Origin of the sequence: Cytobacillus kochii (assembly GCF_044790165.1) — a bacterium.
GTDB classification, from domain to species: Bacteria; Bacillota; Bacilli; order Bacillales; family Cytobacillaceae; genus Cytobacillus; species Cytobacillus kochii.
Map to the genome: position 1 here is coordinate 1,160,801 of NZ_CP085254.1, position 25,280 is coordinate 1,186,080.

The following is a 25,280-nucleotide window of genomic DNA, read 5'->3' on the forward strand; positions in this document are numbered from 1 at the left end:
AGGCGGCCTAATTTCCGATAGAATGGAGCGAAGGACATGCAGTTGAAAAGTAACCGTCTCGTCATTCGTTCGTATATGTATGAAGATTACGAAGCTTGGATAGAGGGATTAAAGAACCGTTTAGTTTCGCAATCACGTCATGATGAAGGACGCCCACAAGATTTATCTGCTTATACTAAAGAAAAATTCAAGAAGAAAATCGAGCAATGGAGTAAGCAAGATGATGCTTGGCAATTATCTGAGTTTGGTATATTTAGAGAAAATGATGGTGCACATATAGGAAAGATAGAAATGTATCGAACACAGAGGAATGGCAAGGAGTTAGTACTACTTGGTTATGCTATTCACAATCAATATTGGCGAAAAGGATATGGAAAAGAAAGCGTAGTCACGATTATTCCTTTTATTTTTGAATATTTACAACCTGAAAGAATAGAATTACATATTGATAGTGATAACCTTGCCTCCATTCATTTAGCAGAATCTATCGGTTTTAATTATGAAGAGAAACAGTCTCAATTCTCATTTGATAGTGGAGAATGGAGCGAATTTTTTATCTATTATATAGAGAAATAAGGAGAGGCTCCACTTATGTAGGAGCCTCCCTAATATTAAGCATTCAATTTTTCTTTTTCGTAAACAGGTACCCAACCTTCTGGTGTAACAAAGAGGCGAATAGCAACAACTTTTCGATCATCAGCTAAAGTAAAATAGTGACGCGTGTTTACAGGTACAGAAATTAAATCACCTGGATCTAAATGGACTTCAAAAAACGATTCATCTTTTCCTTGGATAATAAAGACCCCATGCCCACTTACGATGAAGCGGACTTCATCATCGGTATGATGGTGCTCTCTTTGAAAGTTAATTAATAATTCATCTAAATTTGGCGTACTGTCTGAAAGTGAAATAACATCTGCAGCTTTGTAGCCGCGCTTTTCAGAAATGGTTTTGATTTCAGTTGAAAATGCATCTAGTATGGCTTGCTTTTCATCATCAGATAAATCGTATTTTTCGTGTAATGTCACTTCTAATTGCTCAATGTTCCAATTTTCATAGATGACTTCTTGTGCAGTTAAAAATGTAGATACCTCTTGTTGATCAGTAATCACTTTTTCTTCGTTTTTGAATTTAATAATGGCCATGTAAAACGCCTCCTTTTAATTGAATAAGAGATAATTTATATTGAAATAAAAATTCGCAAGCTTCTAATAATTTTTTTGCTTCAAACCCATCGACTCCCCAAACAGTAATCCCGTGGTTGTGAATTAAGACTGCACCTTTCTCTTTGCTGACGTAAGCAGAAAAGTGATCCGCTAATGTAGGGATATCCGCATCATTGCGAATGATCGGGATGGTGAGTATATCATCTTCTCCCCATAATCCAAATGCTTTAATTAACTCTTGATGCTGAAAAGTTACTACACCTTCTTGATAGAAAAGCTCAGAAATAACATTATTAGCAACTGTATGAACATGAAGACTTGCTCCTGATGACGTTTTCTTATAGATTTCACAATGTAATAAAGTCTCAGCTGAAGGTTTAGATGACGTGTTTTCTAGGGGCCTTCCTTCTAAGTCTACTAATAAAAAATCATTGACTGTTCTCTTTCTTTTATCAAGTCCACTTGAAGTGACTAAAAAGCTGTTTTCATCTACGCGAATGGATAAATTACCACTAGTACCCATAAACCAATCTCTAGCCGCTAACTCATCTTTAATATCAGCTAATGTATCCCACTCTGTTTCATACGTTGTCATGATTTCGCACCAACTAGTTCATCGAGGTATTCAATGCAATCATGGAAGGTTTCAAAAGGAGTATAAGAAATACCAGTTTCTTCACATTTTTGAATTAAGAAATCTCTAGCAAGTACGGCATCTGCTATTTTGGCTGCTTCAAAGTCTGTAATCGAATCGCCAATAAGAATATTAAAGTGTTCTGGAGATGAGTGTTTTCTAATAATGGTTGGTTTACAACAGCCGCAACCTTGTGAAGAACATAGTTCATCACACTGGTGTGGATAGTGAATATCTATCGTTTCTAAAGCAAAGCTTGCCTGATTGCAAAATACTTTCGTAAATGGCCCATAAGGTTCAAGTACTGGTTCTAAAAAAAAGTCAATTCCACCACTAACAATATAAAGAGGGATATCGTTTTCGTGTGTATATCTAACAAAAGCTGAAAATCCTTCACGAATTTCTGCACTATTTAATACAAAATGGATAATCTCTTCTTTTTTACTTGTTGGTAAAAGTGAGAAGAGATTTTTAACACCCTCTTGGATAGAGATATTTTGAGCTAAAATATCTTCCTTGATCTGTTTTGCCTCAATAGGACCGAAATGCTCCATAATCTTTACAATGTTATCGTTATTCGTAATTGTTCCATCAAAATCACAAAAAATCATTGGTTTTGTCATCTTTTACGACGTACCTCCCCATTTTGCTAATGCTGCTTCCAATTCTTGCGCTTTTGTTGCACGATGAGTATTTTGTTGTATGACGTGGTCAATGGCTTGCCTAAAGGCTCTCACGCCAGCTGCTGCTCCTTCAGGATGACCATGGACCCCTCCGCCCGCATTAATTATACAATCATTGCCAAAATCATGATAAAGCAACGGAACTAAACCTGGATGAATGCCTGCTGAGGGGACCGGGAATGCCTGATTCAAGCCATTTTCTTCGGTTAACTGTCTAGCGATAGCTAAGGTTTTTTCTTTTTCCAAGGCAACAGAACCATATGGAGAAGGAAATAAAGAGAAATCTGCACCTGCTAAGCGAGTAAGATTACCGAGTAATAAGTCAGGAGCCACACCATAGAAGTTTGAAGAAGTATAGGCCCCACTATATGCAGGATGTGCCATGATAGGTAACTGCACTTCACTGTTTTCAGCTAGTGTTTGGAGCATATCTAGACCGTAAGTGTGAACATTGAATAATAATGCATCCGCCCCTAATTCGGTCGCATGTTTTGCTTTATCTACTAAATCCATTGTTCTCCCAGATAAATTGACTGCATAATGTGTCCTTTTTCCAGTCTTTTCATAGACTTCATCTAGTATTTCTTTACCTGCGATAATTCTGTCTTCAAAAGAGATGTTGACATCAAAAAGAATTTCATCATCTTTTACAATATCAACGCCTCCCATAGCCTGGTCTCTTAACTGTTCTCTTAAGAAGTGAATATCCCTGCCGATGATGCCTTTAAATATACTCATAAGTAATGGGCGGTCTTGAGTATTTAGTTTCGATCTTATATTTTTTATACCGAATTTTGGTCCTGGAAAACGGGAAAGATCCTCATTATCAAATTCTAGGTTTAATAATTTTACTTCACCATCTAGAGATAACTTTCCAAATACGGTTGTTAAGATTGCTGGAATATCAAATGTGAAATTATATGTAGGGTAGGCGATACTAATTTCGCACCTTACTTCACCGAATCGATTGGGATGTTCATCATCATAAAACTCTTGTAGTGCAGTGACTCTGCCTTTATGTTTTAGTAATTGTTTTTGCTCAAGTAATGGTAACGCTGTCCACGAGCCTATCGTTAATCCTAAAGCGATATCCTCTGCTTTTTTCTCTAATGAACCGGGTCTTGCGTATACTTGATAAGTTGCAATTACATCTCCCATATGAGAACCCTCCCTGATGGTTTCGAATTTACATTGACAATAAAAAACCCTCTTCTTAATCAATAAGAAGAGGGTTAGTTCGCAGTGATAGAACCTTCTCCTTATCTGTCAGCATGATTGCTGCAAGAATTAGCACCGTGTTCATTTAGAATCGGTTGCCGGGCTTCATCGGGCTCGTCCCTCCGCCTGCTCTTGATAAGAAAATTTATGATTATCGTTTTAAATTTTTGCACAATTGTATTATGTCACCAGGTGTTTTATCTGTCAACAGAGAATTTTTTACGTTATATGACAAAATTCCTTTATCCATAAAAAGATGAAAAGTTTTTTAAAAAAAGATTGACACTTTTTTATAATCGGTGCTAGTATTTGCTCAAGATATTTCAAAAAATGAATCTTTTATACTCTTATCAAGAGCAGGTGGAGGGAAATATGGCCCGATGAAACCCAGCAACCGACCGTAATATCGTTGTGAAACGAGGCGCAGCTAGAGAATTTCTGCGCCTAATGTAAGGCACGGTGCTAATTCCATTCAGAAGTTATTCTGAAAGATGAGAGGCAAAATCGTCATGACGAATGCCTCTTTCTGTACTGGAAAGGGGCATTTTTGTTTCTGTAGTGACAAAGCAGGTCCGACTATATCTCTTCATGTAGTCACCCCTGTTTTGTGCCACAGATAAATAAAGAAATAAGGGGGAAGAGATATGGCTGTTTTAGAAAATATAGGTTACCGCGCTTTGACAGAGGAATCTGCGTGTGAATACGTGAAGAGTTTAAAGCTGTTTTTACCGGATGAAAAAATAACGGTGGAAGAGATTGGTGATGGTAATTTGAATTATGTTTACCGTATTACTTCTAATCGTAAAAGTGTAATTATTAAGCAAGCACTCCCTTATGCAAAAGTAGTCGGGGAAAGCTGGCCACTAACACTTAAACGAGCAAAACTGGAGGCAGAAGTCCTTAAGAAGCATGGTGAATTCGTTCCTCACCTCCTCCCAGCAGTACTAGCAACAGATGAAGAGCTAGCATTAACTGTGATGGAGGATCTTTCCCATCTGACAATTGTAAGAGACGGATTGATTCAAGGGGATCATTATCCGAAGTTATCAGCTCATATTGGGGAGTACCTAGCAAAGACATTGTTTTCAACTTCAGATTTTGCTCTTCATCCGTTTGAGAAAAAGAAATTGGTCGCTAAATTTTCAAATCCGGAACTATGTAAAATCACTGAGGATTTAGTATTCACCGATCCATTTTTTGATGTGGAAACGAATGATTTTGAAGCTGAGTTGGCTGAAGTGGTTCAGCAACTATGGGCTAATGACAAGTTGAAGCTTGAAGTAGCCAAAATAAAATATGCTTTTCTCACAGAAGCAGAGAGCTTACTACATGGTGACCTACATACAGGGAGTATATTTGCGAGTAAGAGTGAGACGAAGGTGATTGATCCTGAGTTCGGCTTTTATGGTCCGATTGGATTTGATGTCGGTCAATATATTGCCCATCTCATTTTCCAAGTACTTGTACGAAACGAAAACGATAGAATCGTTATTCGTCAACAGATTGAAGAAGTATGGGATGTGTTTTCTCAATATTTTTCAGAAGCTTGGGAAAATTCTGTTGTTAATCCTTTTACGAAAGTACCAGGCGCTCTAGAATCTTTTCTAGCTAAAGTATTTAAAGATGCTATCGGAGTAGTGGGATGTGAATTAATTCGGAGAACAATCGGATTGTCTCATGTGAAGGATCTTGATGGAATAGAAGATAGTTCAATTAGATTATATGTGAAAAAGTCAACGATTCAATTAGGTTCATCCTTGATTATTAATCGCAAAAACATAGGAACAATCTCGCAACTTCTTAAGGAACTGGAGGCGTATACATCATGAGTATACCAACACCAATTGAATGGCAAGAAGGTAGATTGAAAATTCTTGATCAAACCTTATTACCCCATCAAACAAGATGGATAGAACTCGAAACCATTGAAGATGTCTTTGAGGCAATTATTCAGTTGAAAGTAAGAGGGGCGCCAGCTATTGGAATTACTGCTGCTTATGGTTTAGCGATTGCTGCAAAAAAATACGAAGGGGTCGACATTGAAACTTTCCATCTTAGAATTCATGAAGATTATCTTTATCTAGCGGGCTCTAGACCGACAGCTGTTAATTTGTTCTGGGCTTTGGATCGAATGATGAAAGTAATAGAAACGCTGTATTCAACAGAGGAGACAATTATCAGTTTGGAGCAAGAAGCAAAGAAAATACATCAAGAAGACGAGGAGATTTGTCGGCAAATTGGTGAAAATGCACTAAGTCTATTGAATGGTAGGAAAAAGGTATTAACGATTTGCAATGCGGGAACGATTGCTACGGGAAAATATGGTACAGCGCTAGCGCCGTTTCATTTAGGCAAGGAGAAGGGTGTTGACTTTCAAGTATATGCTTGTGAAACGAGACCGGTTCTTCAGGGAGCGCGTCTAACTGCTTGGGAGCTTCAACAGTCCAATGTGGATGTGACGGTCATTACTGATAATATGGCTGCTCATACCATAGCAACCAAGGGGATTGAAGCGATTATAGTCGGGGCCGATCGTATTGCCAGCAATGGAGATACAGCGAATAAAATCGGTACATGGCAACTAGCTATTTTAGCAAACTATTTTCAAATTCCTTTCTATGTAGCTGCGCCATTGTCGACATTTGACTTTTCTATCGCATCAGGGGCAGATATTCCGATTGAGGAGAGGTTGGCAGAAGAGGTGACTCATATTGGGGCAAACCAGATCACACCAGAAGGAACGAAAGTGTTTAATCCGGCGTTTGATGTGACAACGGCTAATTTAATTACTGCAATTGTTACTGAAAAAGGCATTTTTGAAGCTGATCGAAACAAATTGGCACAATTGAATAAAGCAGAAGAGGGAGTTAGGGCATGAAGAACAATCGTATACTATTAGCGTTTCTTATTATTTTTATTTTAATCTTGGCAGGCTGCCAGCCAAAAGGGAGCAATTCAAGTAGTGAAGCAACTGCATCAACTAAAGAGAATAGTGTACATCCGTTAGCTAATAAAAAGATCGCACTAATCATGCAAATTAATTTAGGAACTTTTTCTGCACAATATATTGAAGGGGTAAAAGAGCAGGTAGAAAAGTTTGGTGGAACCGTTCAAGTATTTACTTCTGAAGGTGACTTAGCAAAAATGGCTTCCAATTTAGATGCAGCGATTAATCAAAAATTTGATGGGATATTAATTGATCATGGAACGAAGGAAGCGTTAACGCAAGGAGTAGAAAAAGCGGCTGCACAAAATATACCTGTAGTGGTCTTTGATGCTGATATTGCAGTGAAAGATGTAACTGTACTTCAACAAGGCGATGAAGAAATGGCGAAGTTGACATTAACCAAGCTTGCTGCAGATGCAGGAGGGAAAGCAAATATTGTTAAGATTTGGGTAGCTGGATTTGCACCGATGGAAAGAAGACAAGTAGCTTATGAACAATTTTTAAAAGAGAATACAGATATTAAGGAAGTAGCAGCATTTGGTGCTGCCACCGATAATACAGCATTAGATACTCAAGCACAAATGGAAGCAATCCTAAAACAATATCCAAATGAAGGTGAAATAACAGCAGTTTGGGCAGCGTGGGATGAGTTTGCTAAAGGAGCTGTCAGAGCGCTAGAGCAAGCAGGAAGAGAAGATATTAAAGTCTACGGGATTGATATGAGTGACGAGGATCTGCAACTGATACAAAAAGAAAACAGTTCATGGGAAGCGACAGCTGCCGTTGATCCAAAAGATATTGGTCGTATTCAAGTTCGATATTTGTACCAAAAATTAAATGGTGATTCTCCAAAAGAAAAAGTTATCCTTGATCCTGTTTTTGTAGAGAAAAGTCAATTACCTGATGAGGCCATTACAACAAATGAACTGCATGAATATATTGATGGTTGGGGAGAAAGTGAACAAGGCTATACGGAAGAACTAAAAGCACTTGAGGGCAATTGAATGAAATGGTTTGTAGCTAGTCAACCGACTTTTAGAGAGTCGGTTTTCCTATCTATGGAGGGGGTCTCCTTTAAATGAGTGAAGTTGTTTTGGAAATGAAAAAGATGAGTAAAAGTTTTGGAAAAGTTACGGCATTAAAGAACGGGGAGTTAGTGGTTCATAAAGGAGAAATACATGCCTTGCTTGGAGCAAATGGAGCTGGGAAAAGTACATTAATGAAGATTCTCTCTGGGGTATATAGACAAGACCAAGGAGAAATTTTGATTAACCACGAAAAAGCAACTTTTCAACACCCTAGTGACGCGAAAGAAAAAGGAATATTTTGCGTTTATCAGGAGGTTGATACAGCCATTGTTCCACAGCTTACTGTAGCAGAAAATATTATGCTTGATCGCTTTTCACAAGAGAAAGGGTGGTACTTCTCTCGTAAGGATCTACATCGTCAGGCGCAGGAAGCATTAACATTACTCGATGTGAATGATATTGATCTAAACCAAGCAGCTTCAAAGCTAAGTCTTGCTAAAAAGCAATTGGTTCTCATAGCTCGGGCGTTAGTTCAAACGACTAAAGTCATTATTTTTGATGAGCCAACCGCTCCATTATCACATAGAGAAGCAGAGAAACTATTTCATGTAATTAGGCAACTGAGAGTAAAAGGAATTGGTTGTATTTTTATTACACATCGATTACCTGAAGTATTCGCCATTGCAGATGTGGTAACGGTTATGAGAGACGGATGTCGGATTTCAACCGTACCAATTGCTCAGATAACGCAGGAAATGGTGATTGAACAAATGCTTGGAGAAGTATGGCATGAGGAAAGAAACGTTCTGCACAGTTATAAACGAGGGGAAGAGGTTTTAGCACTTAAGAATCTCAATCTAGGAAAGTTACAAAATATTAGTTTAAATGTATATGAAGGTGAAGTTGTAGGAATTGCGGGATTAGTAGGTGCGGGAAAGACGGAACTAGCAAAAACAATATTTGGAAATACACCAGCCGCGTCAGGAGAAATCAGAGTCTCTGGTAAGAAGATACAAGTGAAGCATCCAAAAACAGCTATTGCTTGTGGTATCACTCATATTCCTGAAGAAAGGCGGAAAGAAGGTCTATTCATTAATGAAACGATATCGAAGAATGTAACATTCCCACAGCTAAAAAAGTACGTAAAAGGGGGATTTATTAACAGAAAGGCTGAGAGAAAAGCGACTGAAGAAGTAATTTCAACTTTGCAGGTGAAAGCAAATGATGTGGACGTAGAGGTGAATCATTTAAGTGGGGGAAATCAGCAAAAGATCGTTATCGGTAAGTGGTTATCAAGTGAAGCGAAGGTTTATTTATTTGATGAGCCTACTAAGGGTGTGGACATCGGTGCGAAAAGAGAGATTCTTAAACTAATTCAACAGCTTGCAAAGGAAGGCAAGGCCATTTTGTATTTTAGTAGTGAAATCCAAGAATTATTAACAGTTTGCCATAGAGTATTAGTGATGTATGATGGCAAAATCGTGAAAGAGTTTGCGCAAAAAGAGGCAACGCAAGAAAAGATTCTGTTATATGCAAGTGGTGGAAAGGAAGTCAATCATGAAGGACCAATTGATCGCATTTCTATTTAAATACGGGGCAATTACTTTACTTATTCTTATTATTTTCTATTTTACAAGTGTGAGCCCATTCTTTTTAACCTATGATAATTTTTCAGATATATTACGTTCCATTTCGATTGTCACTGTGCTCGCGCTCGGGGTCACATTTACATTAGTAGTTGACGGCTTTGATTTATCTGTTGGCTCCACGATGTCATTAGCAACTGTTTTTACTGCTTCATTGATGGTTTGGTATGATTTACCTCTATGGTTAGTTCTACTATTACCAATTATCGTTGGAGTGGCAGTTGGATTATTTAATTCGTTCTTAATTGTTGTGATAGGTATTCCCGATTTATTAGCAACATTGAGCAGTATGTACATCGTAGCGGGATTACATCGGACTTATACAGAAGGATACTCTATTTATAACCATATGCCACTGACATCTGGTGGGACAGCAATTGGTGAGTTTTCTAATGCCTTTCTATGGATTGGTCAAGGCCATTTATTAGGTATCCCCGTACCTGTATGGATCATGATTATTCTAGTGTTAGCGTCCTACTGTTTTTTAAATTATACGAGATGGGGCAGAATTTTTTATATGACTGGAGGGAATGCCGAAGCTGCGACCTTATCTGGTGTAAAAGTAAAGAAAATCAAATGCATGGCTTATGTGATTTCAGGAATTTTTGCTAGCATAGCAGGCATTTTATTTACTGCTAGGGTAGGATCAGGGCAAATCGATGCAGGTGCACCACTCCTGATGGAAGCTGTTGCAGCTGTATTTGTTGGCTACTCGGTACTAGGGGCTGGAAAACCAAATGCGTTAGGTACATTTTTTGGCGCAGCAGTCATTGGCGTATTATTAAATGGTTTAACTATCTTGAATCTACCCTATTATGCTTTTGATATTATTAAAGGAACTGTACTCGTTTTAGCATTGGCAGTGACTTATATGTATGCGAAAAATAAGTTCTCAACAAATAGCTTATAGAAGTAGTAGTAGTGGGTGAGGCACTTTTGTAGTTGCAGGTAGCTAATCACTTCCATTGGCAGATAAATGTATGTTTTAGTTGATAAGGCAAAAGTGGTTTGTGTCTCATTTAAAAGGAGAAATAGGGATGAAAGCTTTAGCAAATGGTGTTTGCGAGTCGCTCAGATGGAAAATAGGAAACGAGAGGTGAGCAAATGGTGTTTGCGAGTCGCTCAGATAGAAAACAGGAAACGAGAGGTGAGCAAATGGTGTTTGCGAGTCGCTCAGGTGGAAAACAGGAGACGAGAGGTGAACAAATAGCGTTTGCGAGTCACTCAGGTGGAAAATAGGAAACGAGAGGTGAGCAAATGGTGTTTGCGAGTCGCTCAGGTGGAAAACAGGAGACGAGAGGTGAGCAAAAAGCGTCAGCAAGTCGCTCAGATGGAAAACAGGAAACGAGAGGAGAGCAAATGGTGTTTGCGAGTCGCTCAGATGGAAAATAGGAAACGAGAGGTGAGCAAATGGTGTTTGCGAGTCGCTCAGATGGAAAACAGGAAACGAGAGGTGAGCAAATAGCGTCAGCAAGTCGCTCAGGTGGAAAACAGGAAACGAGAGGTGAACAAATGGTGTTTGCAAGTCGTTCAGGTGGAAAACAGGAGACGAGAGGTGAGCAAATAGCGTCAGCAAGTCGTTCAGGTGGAAAACAGGAGACGAGAGGTGAGCAAATGGTGTTTGCAAGTCGCTCAGGTGGAAAATAGGAAACGAGAGGTGAACAAATGGTGTTTGCGAGTCGCTGAGGTGGAAAATAGGAAACGAGAGGAGAGCAAATGGTGTTTGCGAGTCGCTCAGGTGGAAAACAGGAGACGAGAGGTGAGCAAATAGCGTCAGCAAGTCGCTCAGGTGGAAAACAGGAAACGAGAGGTGAACAAATGGTGTTTGCAAGTCGTTCAGATGGAAAATAGGAAACGAGAGGTGAACAAATGGTGTTTGCGAGTCGCTCAGATGGAAAATAGGAAACGAGAGGAGAGCAAATGGTGTTTGCGAGTCACTGAGACAGAAAACAGGAAATGAAAGCTGAGCAAAAGGGTATGGCGATTCACTCAGACGAGAAATAGTAAACGAAAGCAAAGCAAAAGTGATTTACACATTACGTTGACCGGAAACCGGTGCTTGAAATAGGAAAACAGATAGGACAAACATAGAGGTGAGAATAGATAGGAGTTCGCTGGAGGTAAGTATTTGCCTAGTTTTAACTGGAGCAACTTTTTCTTGTTACCTCTCTCAATAGATGCAGATATTTACTTTGAAGATTCTCCACCAGGTGAACGAGCAAACGGGTTACCATAGCTCACCATTTTAGAATCGGCACCCGAAAAAACACATGCCGTTTCTTCTATATTTTTTCTCGGAATTTCACTCTCCACAATGGTTCAACAATTAGCATGCAACTGATATAAAAAGGCCGCTGAACATTTTTAGGTTCAGCGACACTTTGTCGATTATTTTTCTTCTTTGGATGCTCCAATATAGTTATTCATTTCTGTTTCGATTAGCTCAGCTAGTGATTCTGCCCCTGTTTTTCCTACATGGACGCCATCACCTCCGAAGTATTCGGGATGATTTTCTCCGAGTTTGTGCCAATCGACTAGTGTGACATGGTCTTCAACTTCCGCTTTTTCCAATAAAGCTTTATTTACATCTTCTTCCCATGAACGTGGTACCTTTGTATTTACAAGGTAAATATCTGCTTCACTAAATAAATCAACCAGTTCATCTAAATGCTTTTCACGGAAAAAGCCGTTTGTACCAAGCATGAAAATGATTGCATTTCCTTTTTGGTTAAAGGAAGTGTATTGCTGGCTAACATCGACTGCTTGATGAACTTGACGCCCTACCTTTGCATCAATCGTAATAGCAGGAAAGCGTAGCTGTAGACTTGGTGCAACATCAAGCATTAATGAATCACCAATGGCCAGAATTTGGTTATAATGCTCAGCGGCAGGGAGTGGCTCTGCCTGTTTTTCTGCTTCATTCTCAACTTCTTCCGTATCTTCTGTCTTCTCCTCTGGAGCTTCTTCAGAGGAGTCATTTTTCTCTGGAACATTCGAAGCTTCTTCTTTCGTTTCTTCTTTCGGTTGATCTTCACTGTTTTCTTGGGAAATAACTAACTCTGTTGGTTTCTCTTCTTGCTCTTCGCCCTTGACAACGCCCGTCATACCAGCAATAAAGATAATAGCTACTAATGGAACAAAAGCTGCACCAACTCTACACTGTACATTTAAACTTTTCCATTTGAGCGGATTTATTTTCTTGAAATTTTTAAAGAATGCTCTAAAACCATACTTTCTAATCGGTTGCTCTAAGAATCGGTAGGAAACTTCTGCTATTGCAAAAATAGCGATGAGCTGTAATAGCACTCTCCATAACTGCGGTGCCGCTATTTGGTCGAGAGGCGTTGTTAAAATAATAATTGGATAATGCCATAAATAAATACCATATGAGCGTGTACCAATCCACCTAAGTGGCTTCCATGATAGCCACTTGCTTAATATACTTGATGGGTGACAGACACAAGCAATAACAACCGCTGATAGGAGGGCAATAAGGAACAAGCCCCCAACATAAAGAAACGGATTATATTCATTAATGGTGAACATGCATAGTAACAAAATCACTAGCGCACCGACACTAGTTACATTAAGCGTTTGTTTTAGTTGGGGTGATAGCTTCTTAGCTGATAGCCTTTTCATTGGCCAAACAAGTGCTAGCCAACAACCAATTAATAATTCAAATGAACGTGTATCAGTCCCATAATAAACTCTGCTAGGATCACCATTGGGATCATATTGTAATGACATCCATAAACAAGATAATAAAGCGCCTAAAAAGATAATCTTTGAAACAGTTGCTCGGTGCTTGAAAATATAAATTAGAGCCGTTAGGGCAAGTGGCCATAATAGATAGAATTGTTCTTCAATCGCCAGTGACCATAGGTTTTTTATTGGAGATGGAGCTGCAAAACTATCAAAATAGGAAACCTCGTGGAAAATAAACCACCAGTTACTTACATAAAATATAGAAGCTAGCGCATCGCCACGCATAACGGATAACAAGTTTTGATGAAAAAGAACGACCCACACAAAGGTAATAAAAATCATTGCATAAGAAGCGGGTAATAAGCGGCGAGCACGGCCAACCCAGAACTTCTTCAAATCTAATTTCATGCTTTTGTTTTGATCCGGTAATAGAGTGGAAGTAATAAGGTAGCCAGATAGAACAAAGAAAAGGCTAACGCCTAAAAATCCACCTTCTGCCCAATCAAAGCGAAAGTGATAGGCGATGACGGCTAAGACTGCAATCGCTCTCAGTCCGTCGAGCCCGGTAATATAATGTGTGTGTGTCTTTTTTTTCATATGTACGTCCTCCATTTTTGATGCAATTAAACTCTAGCTGACGGAGGGAATCTTCCTCCGTTTTAAAGTGAACCTATAAATTATTTACTTATTTTCTATTAAACTTCATGTATATAAAATAGACGATGATTATGTCGTAATTAGTTTCAAAAAGCTTGTAAAAAAATTTGCAGAATAGCGATAAAAAAGCACTACAATTATTCATTTTACTCTTATTATGTAATGATTTGGATAGGTGGAAAGAATGATATATTATAAGGGGGAAAAGTCCTGTTTAATAGGGAAAAATAAGCAGTTAACAGGAGAAAAGAAGCTTGAAATGGTCATTTGAAATTCAAGTTTACAATTATGGCTTCTTCCCAAAAAGTAAGACCCCTCTTTTATAAGTAGGAGAGGCCTCATTTCTATTTATTCAAATCATACTTAGTTTATATAACGGTCACTTACTAGTATTTCATTGATGATTTCAGTTGGTATTTCAAACTGAACAACGCCCATATAACCAGGTGCCACTTCATATTCATCAAAAGAGATGATCAGGTGGTTATCTTCGTTGATAAAGAATGGTTGATCGCGATTAATAGTTGTAAATGATTCGACATCATCTAGCCAATAAATAAGATTTTCATCATTGGCCATATTCTGCTTCATTTGCTTTTTAATTTCTTCACTTATTACCTCTACATATGCTTCTGAAGTAAATAAACTAGGTAAAGTAATAACGGTTTGTAATTTTTTATCAATCGTAAGGTAATCTTTTTGTTCGTATCCAGATGCTTCAGCTTTAAACGTATTAAGTTCAATAGAAAGTATCTGATTATTTTCATTCACAATGGAGTAATCACTTTGAATAGCTAGATGACCGTTACTATCCGTATATTCTTGATATAATTGCTTTCCTTTTTCAAGAAAAGCTTGATTTAAATGAGTTTCTAGTTGGTGATTTTCTAGACCAGAGATTTCTGGTATCTCTACATCAATGGATTTACTTTCTTGTTCCTCGTGTATTTTATCAATGGTAATAACCTCAATAATTTGTTTTAAAATAGGTACTTCTGACATTGCTTTTGCCGCTTGAGGGCTAAAGTTTACTGTTGCTGTAAAAATACTCGCAGCTGCCACAATACTAGTTGGCCATATCCAACGCTTTTTCATATGCTTTTGTGGAGTGTGACCAGTTAGTGCACTTTCTATAATATCATCTAATTCTGTTGGTATAGGTATATCATTATATTGTCTACGCCATTCTTTCAGTCGGTTACTCATCCATTTCATCTCCTTCTGTCAGTTCAAGCTTTAATAATTTTAAGCCGCGATATAATCGTGTCTTGACTGTATTGACATTTTCATCTATTACAGTAGCAATTTCTTGAATCTTTAAGTCTTCAAAATAGCGTAGTAAAATGACCGTTTTATATTGTAAGGGCAATTGTGCCAATGCATCATGTAAGTCAAAATGCATATAATCATCATGTTCTCCACTTTGCAAATAGGTGATTGTGTCATGATCTGATACAGTCATGCGTTTATGCTTTTTTAAGAAGTCGAGCGATGTACGTACGATAATCTTATAGAACCAACTTCTTAATGCATCTACATTTTCTAATTTATTCATTGAAAGCAATCCTTTTTTAATGGATTCACTGACAATATCTAAGGCATCTGCTTGGTTTCTAACATAACTATAAGCAAGCCGGTAGTAATCTTGTTTATGCTCTTCAATCATTTGTACAAACAAATTTTGGTTATTCATCTTTCAAGGAGCTCCTTTTAAAAAACTTTGTACAATGGATAGACGATTGATCTCATAGAAAAAGTTTGTGCGGAAAAAAACTTTTTATTTATTCATTATGCTAATGTTTGCTTAAGAATAGAATTCGTAATGTAAAAGAAAAGTTGAAGAAACGGGGGGGGAGTGTTTATGGATCAACATTTATTTTTATTTGGTGGAAGTCCGCCCTTTGGAAGAATTCATGGAAAGCAGTTTGCTAGTCTCTGTAATCAAAAAAATGGACATGTGGCGATATTTTGTTTAAATCGTAAAGGCTGGCAAACTTATATGCCTAAATATCAGCATATTTTAGAAGAAGAAGGTGTAACTGATTTTCGCTATTATTTATTAGAAGAGACGAAATCAATCCGTAGTGAAAAAATAACTGGCATTATTATATGTGGCGGTGACACACTTTCCTATCATCACTATATCGTAACTAAAAGGGTAGGGGAGGAAATAAAGCAACTCTTTCAAGAAGGAGTGCCAATCGCAGGCTTTTCTGCCGGTGCTTTGATCTGCTCAGAATATTGTATGGTTTCCCCGAGCGATTATAAAGGAGATAAGCTGATGGTTTTAAATGGCTTAGGTATCTTACAAGATTATATTATCGCTGCTCATTATACAAAATGGAATGAAAAGCAGAACCTACTTGCTGTGATGACTGAAACGAAGACAGAGAAGGGGTTGGGCTTGGATGATGAAGCAAGTGTTTATTTGAAAAATGGCCATATTGAATCGTTAGAAGGTAAGAATGTACATATTCTTGACTAGTTATATCGAGAAAGGGTGGAGTTTTGAATGATAATCAAAGAGCTTTCCGTAGATGATGCGAAACAACTTGTACAATTAATGAAGGATGTAGAGGCAAGCAGTCCTTATATGTTGATGGAAGCAGGGGAAAGAACTTTAACAGTTGAAGGGGCAGAGGCCATTATTAATAGAGATCATATAACGGTTATTGGTGCCGAAGATGGAGAACGATTGATTGGGTATACACTTGTGATCAAAGAAACGGTACGAAGGAAAAAACATTGTGCGAGTATTGTTGTCGGTGTTCATAAAGATTACAGAGGAATGGGAGTTGGAGGACAATTATTACAGGCGGTACTGGCATGGGCCAATCAAGAAGCTATCATGCGGATTGAATTGACAGTAGTATCAGAAAATGAAGCAGCACTAGCGCTATACAAAAAAATAGGTTTTGAAGTAGAAGGGGTGAAACGAAGATCGTTATTAATGGACGGGGAATATTATGATGAGTATTATATGGGGAAATTATTTTAAAAGAATTGAATAAAAACAGAACAATCTATTTTTTTTAAAACCCTGTTTTTAAGGGATGTCTATAAAGGCAGATGATAGAACTCAAACTAATATAATATAGGACACGTGAAAACATAAGGGATAGGTAAATAGAAAATATCCACTCAAGTGGATACACCAGAATAGAATGAGCAAGTCCACATAACTCTTGGCGATTGCTAAAAGGTATGTGGACAAGATATTATGCTATGATTCCACTTTAGATTATACTAGAACCGATTTGCTCACCCTTATCTTTCTAGTTCAGCTTCCGTAACCCATTTATGGTTTTTGACTTTTTCCACACCATTGGTTGGCGTATAGTCAATCATATAAACGGTTGTGTCTTCACTTGAAGCGATGTCTACTTCGGCGCCCTTCATACCTTCCATATGATCAGCGGTAGTCACAGCGGTTTCTCCCTCTCGTAATGGTGCTTCACCTGGCTCTTCAAGCTCTTCATGAATAATCCATTTGTGATTTTTCACAGGGTCACCACCAGAAGTAGGGGTATAGTTTACGGCATAAGCGGTTGTATTATAAGCGCCAACAATCTTTGCCTCCGCACCTTCCATGCCTTCCATATGTCCATTTTTTATTGTAACTGTAGATCCCACAGCGTAAGTGGGTTCATCCGCTTTTTCTAGGCCTTCCGGGATTTCACCATCACTAGAATGATCCATTCCTTCATGGTCCATCTCTTCATGATTCATTTCTTCTTGTTCGTTCGTTTCATCATTAGTTGGTGATGGATCATTGTTGTTAGTACAAGCAGCTAAAAATACCATTGCCAACAAGGCAATTATTCCAAAGGTTAGTTGCTTTTTCATTTAGGTCATCTCCTTTAATGGATTTGCAATTATTATAAATCGTAAATTTGCAGATTATATGAAGGAATATTGTCTTCTTCATTCTGAACAAAAGGAAAGATTATGATACCCATTTATATCCAATTCCCCATACGGTTTGTAAATGCTGATCAATAGGGAAGTCAACTTCACGTAGCTTTTCTCTTATATTTCGTATATGTGAATCCACTGTTCGATCTTCGATATATACACCGTATCCCCAAATTTTCGTAATAAGATGTTCGCGAGAGAAAACATGATTTTGATGAGATAAAAAAAGCTCAAGTAACACAAATTCTTTTTGCGTGACAGGGATTTTTTTCTTTTGATAGTAAAAATCATAGGATTCCTTATTTAACTGTAGTTCTTTAAATATGATTTCACTGCCAGTTGATTTTGTCCTTCTTAAGACAGCTTCGATTCTTGCAATAAGTTCTTCTTCATCAAATGGTTTAGCAATATAATCGTCGGCACCAATGGTTAGCCCCTTAACTACATCTGGTTTACTTCCTTTCGCTGTTAACATAATAATCGGCACATCACTTTGCTGTTTGATCAATTGACATAGATCCCACCCGTCCATATCAGGCATCATTACATCAATGATAACTAGTTCAATAGCGTGATCTTCCATATAATTAAGCGCACATGCACCGGAAGTTTTTTTTATACAAGAAAAGCCGTTCTGTGATAAATATAGGTCTAATAGATCAAGCATCCGCATTTCGTCATCTACTAAAAGTATTTTTCTCATTTAATACCGCTCCTTTTAACATGATAGTAAAAGCTGTCCCGGTTTTTGTGTTGCTTTTGACCGTAATCTCACCATTATGGGCGTTGACTAATTCTTTCACAATCGAAAGACCAAGACCAGAACCTCCTTTACATGAATCGTTACTATATGTCCCACGATAAAAGCGTTTAAAGATATGTGGAAGGTCTTTTTCTTGAATGCCGCTCCCGTTATCAATCATTCTTAAATATAAATCTTTTGTATGTGTCCATATCTTTAATGTCGTTTCCGTACCTGTTTGACTATATTTCAAAGAATTATCCAAAAGGTTATAAAGCATTTGTTCTACTCTAGCAGAATCGATATTCACATTAATATCTTTTTGGGGCATTTCCACATGTAATTTCATGGATTGATGCAAGAAAGCTGGTTCAAATTTATGATGTAAATGGGCTATGAAGTCGCTTAACTGAATGGTTTGTTTCTTCATTTCAAAGCCGTATTGATCTATTTTAGCTAATTCAAATAAGTCTTCTACTAGCGTATTTATTCTTTTGGCTTCTTCCTGAATGATGGACAAATATTTATCACGTTCTTCAATGGAGAGATTCTTTCTTTGAACAATGTCCGCATATCCTTTAAGGTAAGTGAGCGGTGTTCTTAATTCATGAGAAATTGTAGCTAAAAATTGACTGCGTTCTTCCTTTAAATGCTTTAACTCACCTGCAAGTAGGTTGATGGTTTTTGCCAGTTTACCAAGTTCATCATTTCCTATATCAGGTAGAGATATGGAGAAATCGCCACTTTTTATTTGTATCGTGGCTTCTTTCATCTTATTAAGCGGTCGAACTAAAGCGATAGAAAGCAATATTATAATCACAATCGTTAAGATAGCTGTGATTAATCCGGTAATAAAAAAATGATTATTTAAGCGATCAATCAGTGTTTGAATAGAATCAGTGTTTTGAAACATGAAAACGTATCCTTGATTAGGTATAGAGCTTACAGTTACAATATAAGGTTGATTTTTCCAATCATTTTCTACGACACCGTTTTGTAGCTTCATTCCTGATGAAATTATTTTTTTCATATCAATTGAAAGTGAGGAAGCAAGTACACTTCCCTTTAAGTTTGTAACCATCACATCCGTATTGGCTTCCTTTTCCATCAGGGCTACATGCTCAATTGTATCTGCTTCAAAACTGGTCTTTAACGTGTCTCTATGAGCGTCTCCTCTAGATTGTAAGGAAAAAAGTTCCTCTTCCACTCGCGACTCAACTAAGGAAGAGTGAAGAAAGAAAAATAGAAAAAGTTCTAAAGTAAATATAATCAAGAAAAATATAAGTCCTAGTTTTACGGATAAATTCTTCATAGCATCACCTATCGCATATTATAGAGAATAGTTGTGGAGAATGTGTGCAGAGTGACTTGTCATATCTTAGCTTGTTTCGTACATAAGTATAGAGCAGAAAGCAAAAGAATAGTCACTTTCGGAGTGGAAGGTTGTGAAATGATGTACCGTGGTAAAAATAAATTCACCTCAATTATTATCGTGCTTGCTTTAACACTAATGATATATTTAATTATGAATGTATTTAAGCATACCGATGTCTATATCGTATATCGAGCAGGAATTGGGACATTTGTAATCACGGGGTTTATCATTACTGCCATTGTTGTTCTATATATAAAGGGAAATTCATTTGGTAAAAGACGATAGAAAGGGAGAGGTAATTCAAGTTTAAAAATTTACGTACTTCCTGTATGCCTAAGTTCCTTTTATTGTCCTTGCATACTTTATCATATGCTGGTTGAAGATTGGCATGGAGAATAAGTAACGGAGATTTACTCAAAAGGGTTTGAATTTGTTCAGAACTCAAGAAGAGAAAAATAGCTAGAAGTTTTAGCATATTGGCACACGAGAAAAGGAATGTACGACATGATACGTGGTGTATCATATGCATATCTAATCTAATACAAAGCAAGATTTTGTCTTGCCATACTTAGAGGCTTCCAAATATCTAGTTGGAAGCCTTTTTTGTGTAGATATAAATTAATCTTCAACAATTATAAGGGGTTCAATCTATGTATGAAAGGTGTGATTCTGGAGACATTATGTGAATACGATGCAGGGGCTAGGAGGATTGTAGATATGTTTGGATTACCGATAAAATGTTTGCCTCTTTCAACATTTTTTTATTATCCCTATTTAAATTCAATTAGCCAAAAAGGTTGCTATAGACCCACTCGACTAGTGATTGCTATGATAAATATAGCTATTGAAGGGTGTGTTTTTTAGTGGATGAACAAAAATATAAGAATTTAAAAATTGGTGAAAAAGGTGCAAAGTTAAGTATTATTGTCTACATCATACTATCGGTTTTTAAGTTGACCGTTGCCTATATGACAAACTCAGCTGCGCTAAAAGCAGATGGATTAAATAATGTGACAGATATTATTGCGAGTATTGCCGTATTGGTGGGCTTAAGAATTTCACAACGGCCTCCAGATAAAGATCATAAATACGGACATTGGAAGAGTGAAGCAATTGCCTCCTTGATTGCTGCTTTTATTATGTTTGCTGTCGGTGCAGAAGTAATTATTGGAGCGTTTTCCTCTTTAGTAAATCAAACTTCCGAAGTTCCTCATGCGATTGCTGGATATGTGGCTTTATTAGCTGCTGCAATTATGTTTGTTGTGTCTACTTACAACCAAAAGTTAGCAAAAAGCATTGATAGTAAATCACTATATGCAGTGGCAATGGATAATCGCTCTGATGCTCTTGTTAGTATTGGTGCTGCAATTGGTATATTTGGATCTCAACTTGGATTACCTTGGTTAGATACTGTGACAGCTGTAATAGTTGGGTGTTTGATTGTGAAAACAGCTTGGGAGATCTTCAGGGACTCTACACATCAATTAACAGACGGCTTTGATGAGGATAAGATTGAGGAATATGAAAATGCCATTCATGCGATTGAAGGTGTGAAAGAAATAAAGGAAATCAAAGGGCGTTTGTATGGAAATAATATCGTTGTAGATGTGATTATTTGTGTAGAAGGAACGATGGATATTAATCTTGCCCATGATCTTGCTACATTAGTTGAAAAAGAATTAATCGAGAATCATCATGTTTATGATGTCCATGTTCACGTTGAGCCTCATGAAACTTGTGAAGATGGGGGCTAATCGTAAATAAAAGAAGCTCATCTGAATAAATTCGGGTGAGCTTTTTTACTATTGTAGAACAAAACAATTTACAAAAGGGGAAATTCTAATTGACCAAATACAGTCAGTAAGCGTTAAAATAATTAAGTTAGAACAACAAGAAATAGAGGAGAGAATGGATGCAATCATTTGGAAAATTATTAAATTACATAAAGCCATATTGGTTTTTTGCTTGTTTGGGCCCTTTATTAATGTTTATTGAAGTAAGTATGGATTTACTTCAGCCCACAATCATGCAACATATGATTGATGACGCAATTGCTAATAATAACACGGAGCTGACGATTCAGCTTGGTATTTCTATGATCATTGTCGCCATCATCGGATTAATTGGTGGGATTGGTTGTTCTATTTTCAGCACAAAAGCTGCTGTCCATTTTTCAACAGACATAAGAAAGGATGTATTTAATCGTATTGTCCAATTTTCAAGTAGGGACGTGGATCGATATGGTTCGGGCAAGCTCATAACGATTGTAAGTAATGATATCAGTGTTTTACAGCGTGCGATATTAATGACGTTAAAAGTTTTTGTAAGGGGGCCATTATTGTTCATAGGCAGTGTCCTAATCGTCTTTTTTACTGCAAGAGAACTTTTTCCAATTGTGATGATTGCTGTGCCGATTTTATTTATTATTATTATTTATTTCACAAGAAAATCAGCAGCTTTATTTAAAAAAGTGCAAGAAGCAATCGATGTCATCAATACGCGCTTACAAGAAAATTTAGCCGGCATTCGCGTTGTTAAAGCATTCGGAAGGGAAAACTATGAAAAGGAGCGCTTTGCCGAAAAAAACAGCATGTTAACGAAGGTCAATATTTCTGCAGAACAATTGATTGCTCTCATGATGCCATTGTTGCTTTTTATTGTGAATTTAGGCATTGTGGCTGCTTTATGGCTTGGTGTAATAAAGGTTGATGGAGGAGCAATTGAAGTGGGAGCAATCCTTGCTTTTATAAACTATATGACAATTATTATGAATGGCTTGATGTCCAGTAGCCATGTGTTGATGTTGATAACAAGAGCTTTCCCTTCAGCTAATCGCATACAAGAAGTACTCACGGTTGAGCAAGATATGGTTGACGGTGAATATACCATTGTTAATCAAAAAGAGGATCATTTACTATTTAAAGATGTTGCTTTTAGTTATAGCAAAAATGGGGAGTATGTGCTGAAAAATTTGAACTTCACTATTCAACGAGGTAAGACATTAGGCATCATCGGTCCAACTGGTAGTGGAAAGACAACGATAGCCAAACTAATTCCTCGATTGTATGATGTCGATCATGGGCAAATCTTTTTGAACGGTGTTGATATAAAAAATTACACCAAAGAAACGTTACGGAAACAAATCGGTTTTGTCAGCCAACGTGCACTATTATTTTCTGGTACTATTGCAAACAATTTAAAAGATGGGAAAACCGATGCATTACTAGAAGAAATGAAACAAGCGGCAAATGATGCATGTGCAGTCGAGTTCATTGATAAATTGGATGAAGGTTATGAGTATGAAGTGGCGCAAGGAGGGAAGAATTTTTCCGGTGGTCAAAGGCAAAGACTTTCCATTGCTAGAGCATTTATTAGGGAGCCAGACTTGCTCATTCTTGATGACTCAACCTCTGCCGTTGATGCACTATCTGAAAAGAAAATTCAACAAGCATTAAAGCAGCGTCATTCGACGAAAATTATTATTTCATCAAAGATATCTTCCATAAGAGAAGCTGATGAGATTCTTGTTCTTCATGAGGGTGAGGTTGTGGCTAAAGGTAATCATGATATGTTGTTAGAAGAAAGTGGAGTGTACAAGGAGATTTACCAAACACAAGGGGGAGCCGGCCATGAATAATCAACCAAAAGAACAAAAAACACTAGATTTTGGCCGAGGACCTAGCCGCATGAATGGGAAAGGTGCAACACCGAAAAAATTTACAGGGACATTGCTACGTATATGGCAGTATATGAAACAACAAAAGTTAAGAATGATACTTGTTGTTTTTATGGTGTTATTATCAACTTTATTTACATTAGCTGGTCCTTATTTAATCGGTGTCACTATTGATGATTATATTTTAAAAGGTGATATTACAGGTACCATTGTCATGTCCGCCATACTTGCATGTATATATATCCTTATATCTATTACCACATGGGCACAAGCGCTCATAATGGTAAATGTGTCATTATTAACAATAAAAAAAATCCGCCAGGAATTATTTGATCAGCTCCAAAGTTTATCATTGAAATTTTTCGATAAGCGTTCTTATGGCGAACTAATGAGTCGAGTAACAAATGATATTGATCAATTACATGCAGCACTTAGTCAAAGTGTGATTCAAATAGTTTCATCCGTTTTAACCATTACCGGGGTAGCGATAGCGATGATTGCTTTAAATGGTGTGATGGCCATTGTGGCATTCTTGGTGATTCCACTTATGTTTTTAGCAACTAAAGCGATTGTGTCTTATAGCAGTCGTTATTTTTCTGCGAGACAGCGAGATCTTGGCGAAGTGAATGCGAAAGTGGAGGAGTCAATCTCTGGATTGGAGATCATTTCATTATATGGCAAAGAGGATGATGTCCTTACTTCTTTTAATCATCAAAATGAAGCGTTACGAACTTCTTCTATTCGTGCTGAAATATCTTCAGGGTTTCTTGGCCCAGTGAATAACTTTATGAATAACTTGGGGTTGGCCTTTATTATATTTACAGGCGCGTTACTAGCGATTGTAAATATGGCTTCTATAGGGATGATTGCATCATTTGTGACGTATTCTCGTAATTTCTACCGTCCAATTAATCAGTTGTCAAATTTGATTACCACCTTCCAATCAGCCATTGCTGGTGCAGAGCGTGTATTTGAAGTTTTAGATGAAAAAACTGATATAGTTGATAGACCCAAAGCTCTGAAGGTGTCTGCATTGGTAGGAAATGTTGAATTTAGGAATGTTTCTTTTGCTTATGAGAAGAAAGAGGTTTTATCATCGCTTAATTTTAGTGTGAAAGCTGGAGAGACCATCGCCATCGTTGGTCCAACTGGTTCGGGTAAAACAACAATCATTCAATTACTCGCTCGTTTTTATGATGTTACAAAGGGTGCAATCTTTATTGATGGTGCAGACATAAGAGACTATGAAATCCGTCTACTTCGTACAAATATCGGAATCGTCCTACAAGATTCTTATTTATTTTCTGGAACAGTTATGGAGAATATTCGTTATGGGAAGCTTAAAGCAAAAGATACAGATGTTATAGAGGCAGCCAAGCTTGCGTCAGCTCATGCCTTTATAAAACATCTCCCTAAAGGATATGATACGGTAATAGCAAGTGGCGGCAGCAATTTAAGTCAAGGTCAAAGGCAGCTTCTTTCTATCGCAAGAGCTATGCTTTCGAATCCCAATATTCTAATTCTAGATGAAGCCACATCGAGTATTGATACACAAACCGAAATTCAAATTCAAAAGGGGTTAGCACAATTAACGAAGGGGAAAACGACATTTGTCATTGCCCATCGCCTCAAAACAATTGAGAATGCCAATCATATTATGGTCATTAAGGATGGAGAAATCGCTGAACAAGGGACTCATCAGCATTTGTATAATGAAAAAGGTGTTTATGCAGAAATGTATAACCAGCAGTTTTTAAGTCAGTGATGTTATATATACACAATAATAAGGTGAAGGATTAAACGAGCACAAATGATTAACTGGTGTTATTAATCCATATTGTTCACCTTAATCAATATCTTATATAGAGAGGATTGTTCGTCCAAAGGA

26 protein-coding genes and 2 riboswitches are annotated in these 25,280 nt (G+C 37.4%); of the genes, 16 read left to right on the plus strand and 10 right to left on the minus strand.

The window, feature by feature from the left end; all coding sequences use genetic code 11:
- The first annotated feature begins 36 nt into the window (after positions 1–36).
- On the plus strand, positions 37–576 hold the full coding sequence (locus LG276_RS06300; RefSeq protein WP_251162909.1) for a GNAT family N-acetyltransferase: 540 nt from the start codon (positions 37–39) through the stop codon (positions 574–576).
- A gap of 35 nt (positions 577–611) precedes the next feature.
- On the opposite strand, the gene LG276_RS06305 is transcribed toward LG276_RS06300, so the two are convergent.
- The 4 genes from LG276_RS06305 to LG276_RS06320 are packed head-to-tail and all read right to left on the minus strand — an operon-like array spanning position 612 to position 3,641.
- Positions 612–1,145: an acireductone dioxygenase gene (locus tag LG276_RS06305; RefSeq protein ID WP_095370206.1), complete on the minus strand. Its 534-nt coding sequence runs from the start codon at positions 1,143–1,145 to the stop codon at positions 612–614.
- Positions 1,132–1,761, minus strand: coding sequence for a methylthioribulose 1-phosphate dehydratase (locus LG276_RS06310; protein WP_251162910.1), 630 nt, complete (start codon positions 1,759–1,761; stop codon positions 1,132–1,134). The genes LG276_RS06305 and LG276_RS06310 overlap by 14 nt, the downstream gene beginning before the upstream one ends.
- Positions 1,758–2,423 (minus strand): 2-hydroxy-3-keto-5-methylthiopentenyl-1-phosphate phosphatase, encoded by a 666-nt coding sequence (locus LG276_RS06315; RefSeq protein ID WP_251162911.1) that lies wholly within the window; start codon positions 2,421–2,423, stop codon positions 1,758–1,760. Before LG276_RS06315 ends, LG276_RS06310 begins: the two co-directional genes overlap by 4 nt.
- A 3-nt stretch (positions 2,424–2,426) precedes the next feature.
- The gene (locus LG276_RS06320) at positions 2,427–3,641 is read right to left on the minus strand and encodes a 2,3-diketo-5-methylthiopentyl-1-phosphate enolase (RefSeq protein ID WP_251162912.1); all 1,215 of its coding nucleotides are present in this window, start codon (positions 3,639–3,641) and stop codon (positions 2,427–2,429) included.
- Between the two features lie 98 nt (positions 3,642–3,739).
- Positions 3,740–3,843, minus strand: a riboswitch (SAM riboswitch).
- 202 nt (positions 3,844–4,045) lie between these two features.
- Positions 4,046–4,199, plus strand: a riboswitch (SAM riboswitch).
- A gap of 146 nt (positions 4,200–4,345) precedes the next feature.
- Here LG276_RS06320 and mtnK point away from each other — a divergent pair.
- From mtnK to LG276_RS06365, 9 genes are all read left to right on the plus strand, one after another.
- Positions 4,346–5,530, plus strand: a complete 1,185-nt coding sequence (gene mtnK / locus LG276_RS06325) for an S-methyl-5-thioribose kinase (RefSeq protein ID WP_251162913.1) — start codon at positions 4,346–4,348, stop codon at positions 5,528–5,530.
- Positions 5,527–6,579, plus strand: a complete 1,053-nt coding sequence (gene mtnA, locus LG276_RS06330; RefSeq protein ID WP_251162914.1) for an S-methyl-5-thioribose-1-phosphate isomerase — start codon at positions 5,527–5,529, stop codon at positions 6,577–6,579. Before mtnK ends, mtnA begins: the two co-directional genes overlap by 4 nt.
- Entirely contained in the window at positions 6,576–7,652 is a 1,077-nt protein-coding gene (locus LG276_RS06335) for a sugar ABC transporter substrate-binding protein (RefSeq protein ID WP_095370200.1), read from the plus strand. The genes mtnA and LG276_RS06335 overlap by 4 nt, the downstream gene beginning before the upstream one ends.
- Before the next feature lie 74 nt (positions 7,653–7,726).
- The gene (locus tag LG276_RS06340; protein ID WP_224935139.1) at positions 7,727–9,265 is read left to right on the plus strand and encodes a sugar ABC transporter ATP-binding protein; all 1,539 of its coding nucleotides are present in this window, start codon (positions 7,727–7,729) and stop codon (positions 9,263–9,265) included.
- Positions 9,234–10,232 carry an ABC transporter permease gene (locus LG276_RS06345; protein ID WP_251162915.1) on the plus strand — a complete coding sequence of 333 codons (999 nt, stop codon included), beginning with the start codon at positions 9,234–9,236 and terminating at the stop codon, positions 10,230–10,232. The genes LG276_RS06340 and LG276_RS06345 overlap by 32 nt, the downstream gene beginning before the upstream one ends.
- A 194-nt stretch (positions 10,233–10,426) precedes the next feature.
- On the plus strand, positions 10,427–10,561 hold the full coding sequence (locus tag LG276_RS06350) for a hypothetical protein (protein WP_281202760.1): 135 nt from the start codon (positions 10,427–10,429) through the stop codon (positions 10,559–10,561).
- Between the two features lie 18 nt (positions 10,562–10,579).
- Positions 10,580–10,714: a hypothetical protein gene (locus tag LG276_RS06355; protein ID WP_281202761.1), complete on the plus strand. Its 135-nt coding sequence runs from the start codon at positions 10,580–10,582 to the stop codon at positions 10,712–10,714.
- Positions 10,715–10,732: 18 nt separating this feature from the next.
- Positions 10,733–10,969 carry a hypothetical protein gene (locus LG276_RS06360; protein ID WP_251162916.1) on the plus strand — a complete coding sequence of 79 codons (237 nt, stop codon included), beginning with the start codon at positions 10,733–10,735 and terminating at the stop codon, positions 10,967–10,969.
- Positions 10,970–11,038: 69 nt separating this feature from the next.
- The gene (locus LG276_RS06365; protein ID WP_281202762.1) at positions 11,039–11,173 is read left to right on the plus strand and encodes a hypothetical protein; all 135 of its coding nucleotides are present in this window, start codon (positions 11,039–11,041) and stop codon (positions 11,171–11,173) included.
- A gap of 537 nt (positions 11,174–11,710) precedes the next feature.
- Here the strand turns inward: LG276_RS06365 and LG276_RS06370 are convergent.
- From LG276_RS06370 to LG276_RS06380, 3 genes are all read right to left on the minus strand, one after another.
- Complete coding sequence (locus LG276_RS06370; protein ID WP_224935147.1) at positions 11,711–13,624, minus strand: acyltransferase family protein; 1,914 nt, start codon at positions 13,622–13,624, stop codon at positions 11,711–11,713.
- A 423-nt stretch (positions 13,625–14,047) separates the two neighbouring features.
- A complete protein-coding gene (locus LG276_RS06375) occupies positions 14,048–14,890 on the minus strand; it encodes a DUF3298 and DUF4163 domain-containing protein (RefSeq protein ID WP_224935150.1) in 843 nt (280 codons plus the stop codon).
- On the minus strand, positions 14,883–15,377 hold the full coding sequence (locus LG276_RS06380) for a sigma-70 family RNA polymerase sigma factor (RefSeq protein ID WP_095370192.1): 495 nt from the start codon (positions 15,375–15,377) through the stop codon (positions 14,883–14,885). The genes LG276_RS06375 and LG276_RS06380 overlap by 8 nt, the downstream gene beginning before the upstream one ends.
- 168 nt (positions 15,378–15,545) lie before the next feature.
- Between LG276_RS06380 and LG276_RS06385 the strand changes: the two genes are divergently transcribed.
- Positions 15,546–16,169 (plus strand): Type 1 glutamine amidotransferase-like domain-containing protein, encoded by a 624-nt coding sequence (locus tag LG276_RS06385; protein ID WP_224935154.1) that lies wholly within the window; start codon positions 15,546–15,548, stop codon positions 16,167–16,169.
- Between the two features lie 27 nt (positions 16,170–16,196).
- The gene (locus LG276_RS06390) at positions 16,197–16,682 is read left to right on the plus strand and encodes a GNAT family N-acetyltransferase (RefSeq protein WP_224935157.1); all 486 of its coding nucleotides are present in this window, start codon (positions 16,197–16,199) and stop codon (positions 16,680–16,682) included.
- A gap of 269 nt (positions 16,683–16,951) precedes the next feature.
- Here the strand turns inward: LG276_RS06390 and LG276_RS06395 are convergent, their stop codons facing one another.
- The 3 genes from LG276_RS06395 to LG276_RS06405 form a co-directional block, all read right to left on the minus strand.
- Positions 16,952–17,530: a YdhK family protein gene (locus LG276_RS06395; protein ID WP_224935160.1), complete on the minus strand. Its 579-nt coding sequence runs from the start codon at positions 17,528–17,530 to the stop codon at positions 16,952–16,954.
- 100 nt (positions 17,531–17,630) lie between these two features.
- Positions 17,631–18,302: a response regulator transcription factor gene (locus LG276_RS06400; protein ID WP_095370188.1), complete on the minus strand. Its 672-nt coding sequence runs from the start codon at positions 18,300–18,302 to the stop codon at positions 17,631–17,633.
- On the minus strand, positions 18,277–19,653 hold the full coding sequence (locus LG276_RS06405; RefSeq protein WP_404293904.1) for an ATP-binding protein: 1,377 nt from the start codon (positions 19,651–19,653) through the stop codon (positions 18,277–18,279). Before LG276_RS06405 ends, LG276_RS06400 begins: the two co-directional genes overlap by 26 nt.
- Positions 19,654–19,791: 138 nt before the next feature.
- Here LG276_RS06405 and LG276_RS06410 point away from each other — a divergent pair, with 138 nt between their 5' ends.
- The 4 genes from LG276_RS06410 to LG276_RS06425 all read left to right on the plus strand — a co-directional run bounded on the left by LG276_RS06410 (position 19,792) and on the right by LG276_RS06425 (position 25,157).
- On the plus strand, positions 19,792–20,001 hold the full coding sequence (locus LG276_RS06410) for a hypothetical protein (protein WP_157733767.1): 210 nt from the start codon (positions 19,792–19,794) through the stop codon (positions 19,999–20,001).
- A gap of 578 nt (positions 20,002–20,579) precedes the next feature.
- Positions 20,580–21,470, plus strand: a complete 891-nt coding sequence (locus LG276_RS06415) for a cation diffusion facilitator family transporter (RefSeq protein ID WP_224935166.1) — start codon at positions 20,580–20,582, stop codon at positions 21,468–21,470.
- A gap of 158 nt (positions 21,471–21,628) precedes the next feature.
- Positions 21,629–23,353: an ABC transporter ATP-binding protein gene (locus LG276_RS06420; RefSeq protein WP_224935169.1), complete on the plus strand. Its 1,725-nt coding sequence runs from the start codon at positions 21,629–21,631 to the stop codon at positions 23,351–23,353.
- Entirely contained in the window at positions 23,346–25,157 is a 1,812-nt protein-coding gene (locus tag LG276_RS06425) for an ABC transporter ATP-binding protein (RefSeq protein ID WP_251162918.1), read from the plus strand. Before LG276_RS06420 ends, LG276_RS06425 begins: the two co-directional genes overlap by 8 nt.
- Positions 25,158–25,280 lie beyond the last annotated feature (123 nt).

Excerpts from the sequence above, each read along its gene's own strand:
- LG276_RS06300 (WP_251162909.1), top strand. The coding sequence starts at position 37 with ATGCAGTTGAAAAGTAACCGTCTCGTCATTCGTTCGTATATGTATGAA.
- LG276_RS06305 (WP_095370206.1), bottom strand. The coding sequence starts at position 1,145 with ATGGCCATTATTAAATTCAAAAACGAAGAAAAAGTGATTACTGATCAA.
- LG276_RS06310 (WP_251162910.1), bottom strand. The coding sequence starts at position 1,761 with ATGACAACGTATGAAACAGAGTGGGATACATTAGCTGATATTAAAGAT.
- LG276_RS06315 (WP_251162911.1), bottom strand. The coding sequence starts at position 2,423 with ATGACAAAACCAATGATTTTTTGTGATTTTGATGGAACAATTACGAAT.
- LG276_RS06320 (WP_251162912.1), bottom strand. The coding sequence starts at position 3,641 with ATGGGAGATGTAATTGCAACTTATCAAGTATACGCAAGACCCGGTTCA.
- mtnK (WP_251162913.1), top strand. The coding sequence starts at position 4,346 with ATGGCTGTTTTAGAAAATATAGGTTACCGCGCTTTGACAGAGGAATCT.
- mtnA (WP_251162914.1), top strand. The coding sequence starts at position 5,527 with ATGAGTATACCAACACCAATTGAATGGCAAGAAGGTAGATTGAAAATT.
- LG276_RS06335 (WP_095370200.1), top strand. The coding sequence starts at position 6,576 with ATGAAGAACAATCGTATACTATTAGCGTTTCTTATTATTTTTATTTTA.
- LG276_RS06340 (WP_224935139.1), top strand. The coding sequence starts at position 7,727 with ATGAGTGAAGTTGTTTTGGAAATGAAAAAGATGAGTAAAAGTTTTGGA.
- LG276_RS06345 (WP_251162915.1), top strand. The coding sequence starts at position 9,234 with ATGAAGGACCAATTGATCGCATTTCTATTTAAATACGGGGCAATTACT.
- LG276_RS06350 (WP_281202760.1), top strand. The coding sequence starts at position 10,427 with ATGGTGTTTGCGAGTCGCTCAGATAGAAAACAGGAAACGAGAGGTGAG.
- LG276_RS06355 (WP_281202761.1), top strand. The coding sequence starts at position 10,580 with ATGGTGTTTGCGAGTCGCTCAGGTGGAAAACAGGAGACGAGAGGTGAG.
- LG276_RS06360 (WP_251162916.1), top strand. The coding sequence starts at position 10,733 with ATGGTGTTTGCGAGTCGCTCAGATGGAAAACAGGAAACGAGAGGTGAG.
- LG276_RS06365 (WP_281202762.1), top strand. The coding sequence starts at position 11,039 with ATGGTGTTTGCGAGTCGCTCAGGTGGAAAACAGGAGACGAGAGGTGAG.
- LG276_RS06370 (WP_224935147.1), bottom strand. The coding sequence starts at position 13,624 with ATGAAAAAAAAGACACACACACATTATATTACCGGGCTCGACGGACTG.
- LG276_RS06375 (WP_224935150.1), bottom strand. The coding sequence starts at position 14,890 with ATGAGTAACCGACTGAAAGAATGGCGTAGACAATATAATGATATACCT.
- LG276_RS06380 (WP_095370192.1), bottom strand. The coding sequence starts at position 15,377 with ATGAATAACCAAAATTTGTTTGTACAAATGATTGAAGAGCATAAACAA.
- LG276_RS06385 (WP_224935154.1), top strand. The coding sequence starts at position 15,546 with ATGGATCAACATTTATTTTTATTTGGTGGAAGTCCGCCCTTTGGAAGA.
- LG276_RS06390 (WP_224935157.1), top strand. The coding sequence starts at position 16,197 with ATGATAATCAAAGAGCTTTCCGTAGATGATGCGAAACAACTTGTACAA.
- LG276_RS06395 (WP_224935160.1), bottom strand. The coding sequence starts at position 17,530 with ATGAAAAAGCAACTAACCTTTGGAATAATTGCCTTGTTGGCAATGGTA.
- LG276_RS06400 (WP_095370188.1), bottom strand. The coding sequence starts at position 18,302 with ATGAGAAAAATACTTTTAGTAGATGACGAAATGCGGATGCTTGATCTA.
- LG276_RS06405 (WP_404293904.1), bottom strand. The coding sequence starts at position 19,653 with ATGAAGAATTTATCCGTAAAACTAGGACTTATATTTTTCTTGATTATA.
- LG276_RS06410 (WP_157733767.1), top strand. The coding sequence starts at position 19,792 with ATGATGTACCGTGGTAAAAATAAATTCACCTCAATTATTATCGTGCTT.
- LG276_RS06420 (WP_224935169.1), top strand. The coding sequence starts at position 21,629 with ATGCAATCATTTGGAAAATTATTAAATTACATAAAGCCATATTGGTTT.
- LG276_RS06425 (WP_251162918.1), top strand. The coding sequence starts at position 23,346 with ATGAATAATCAACCAAAAGAACAAAAAACACTAGATTTTGGCCGAGGA.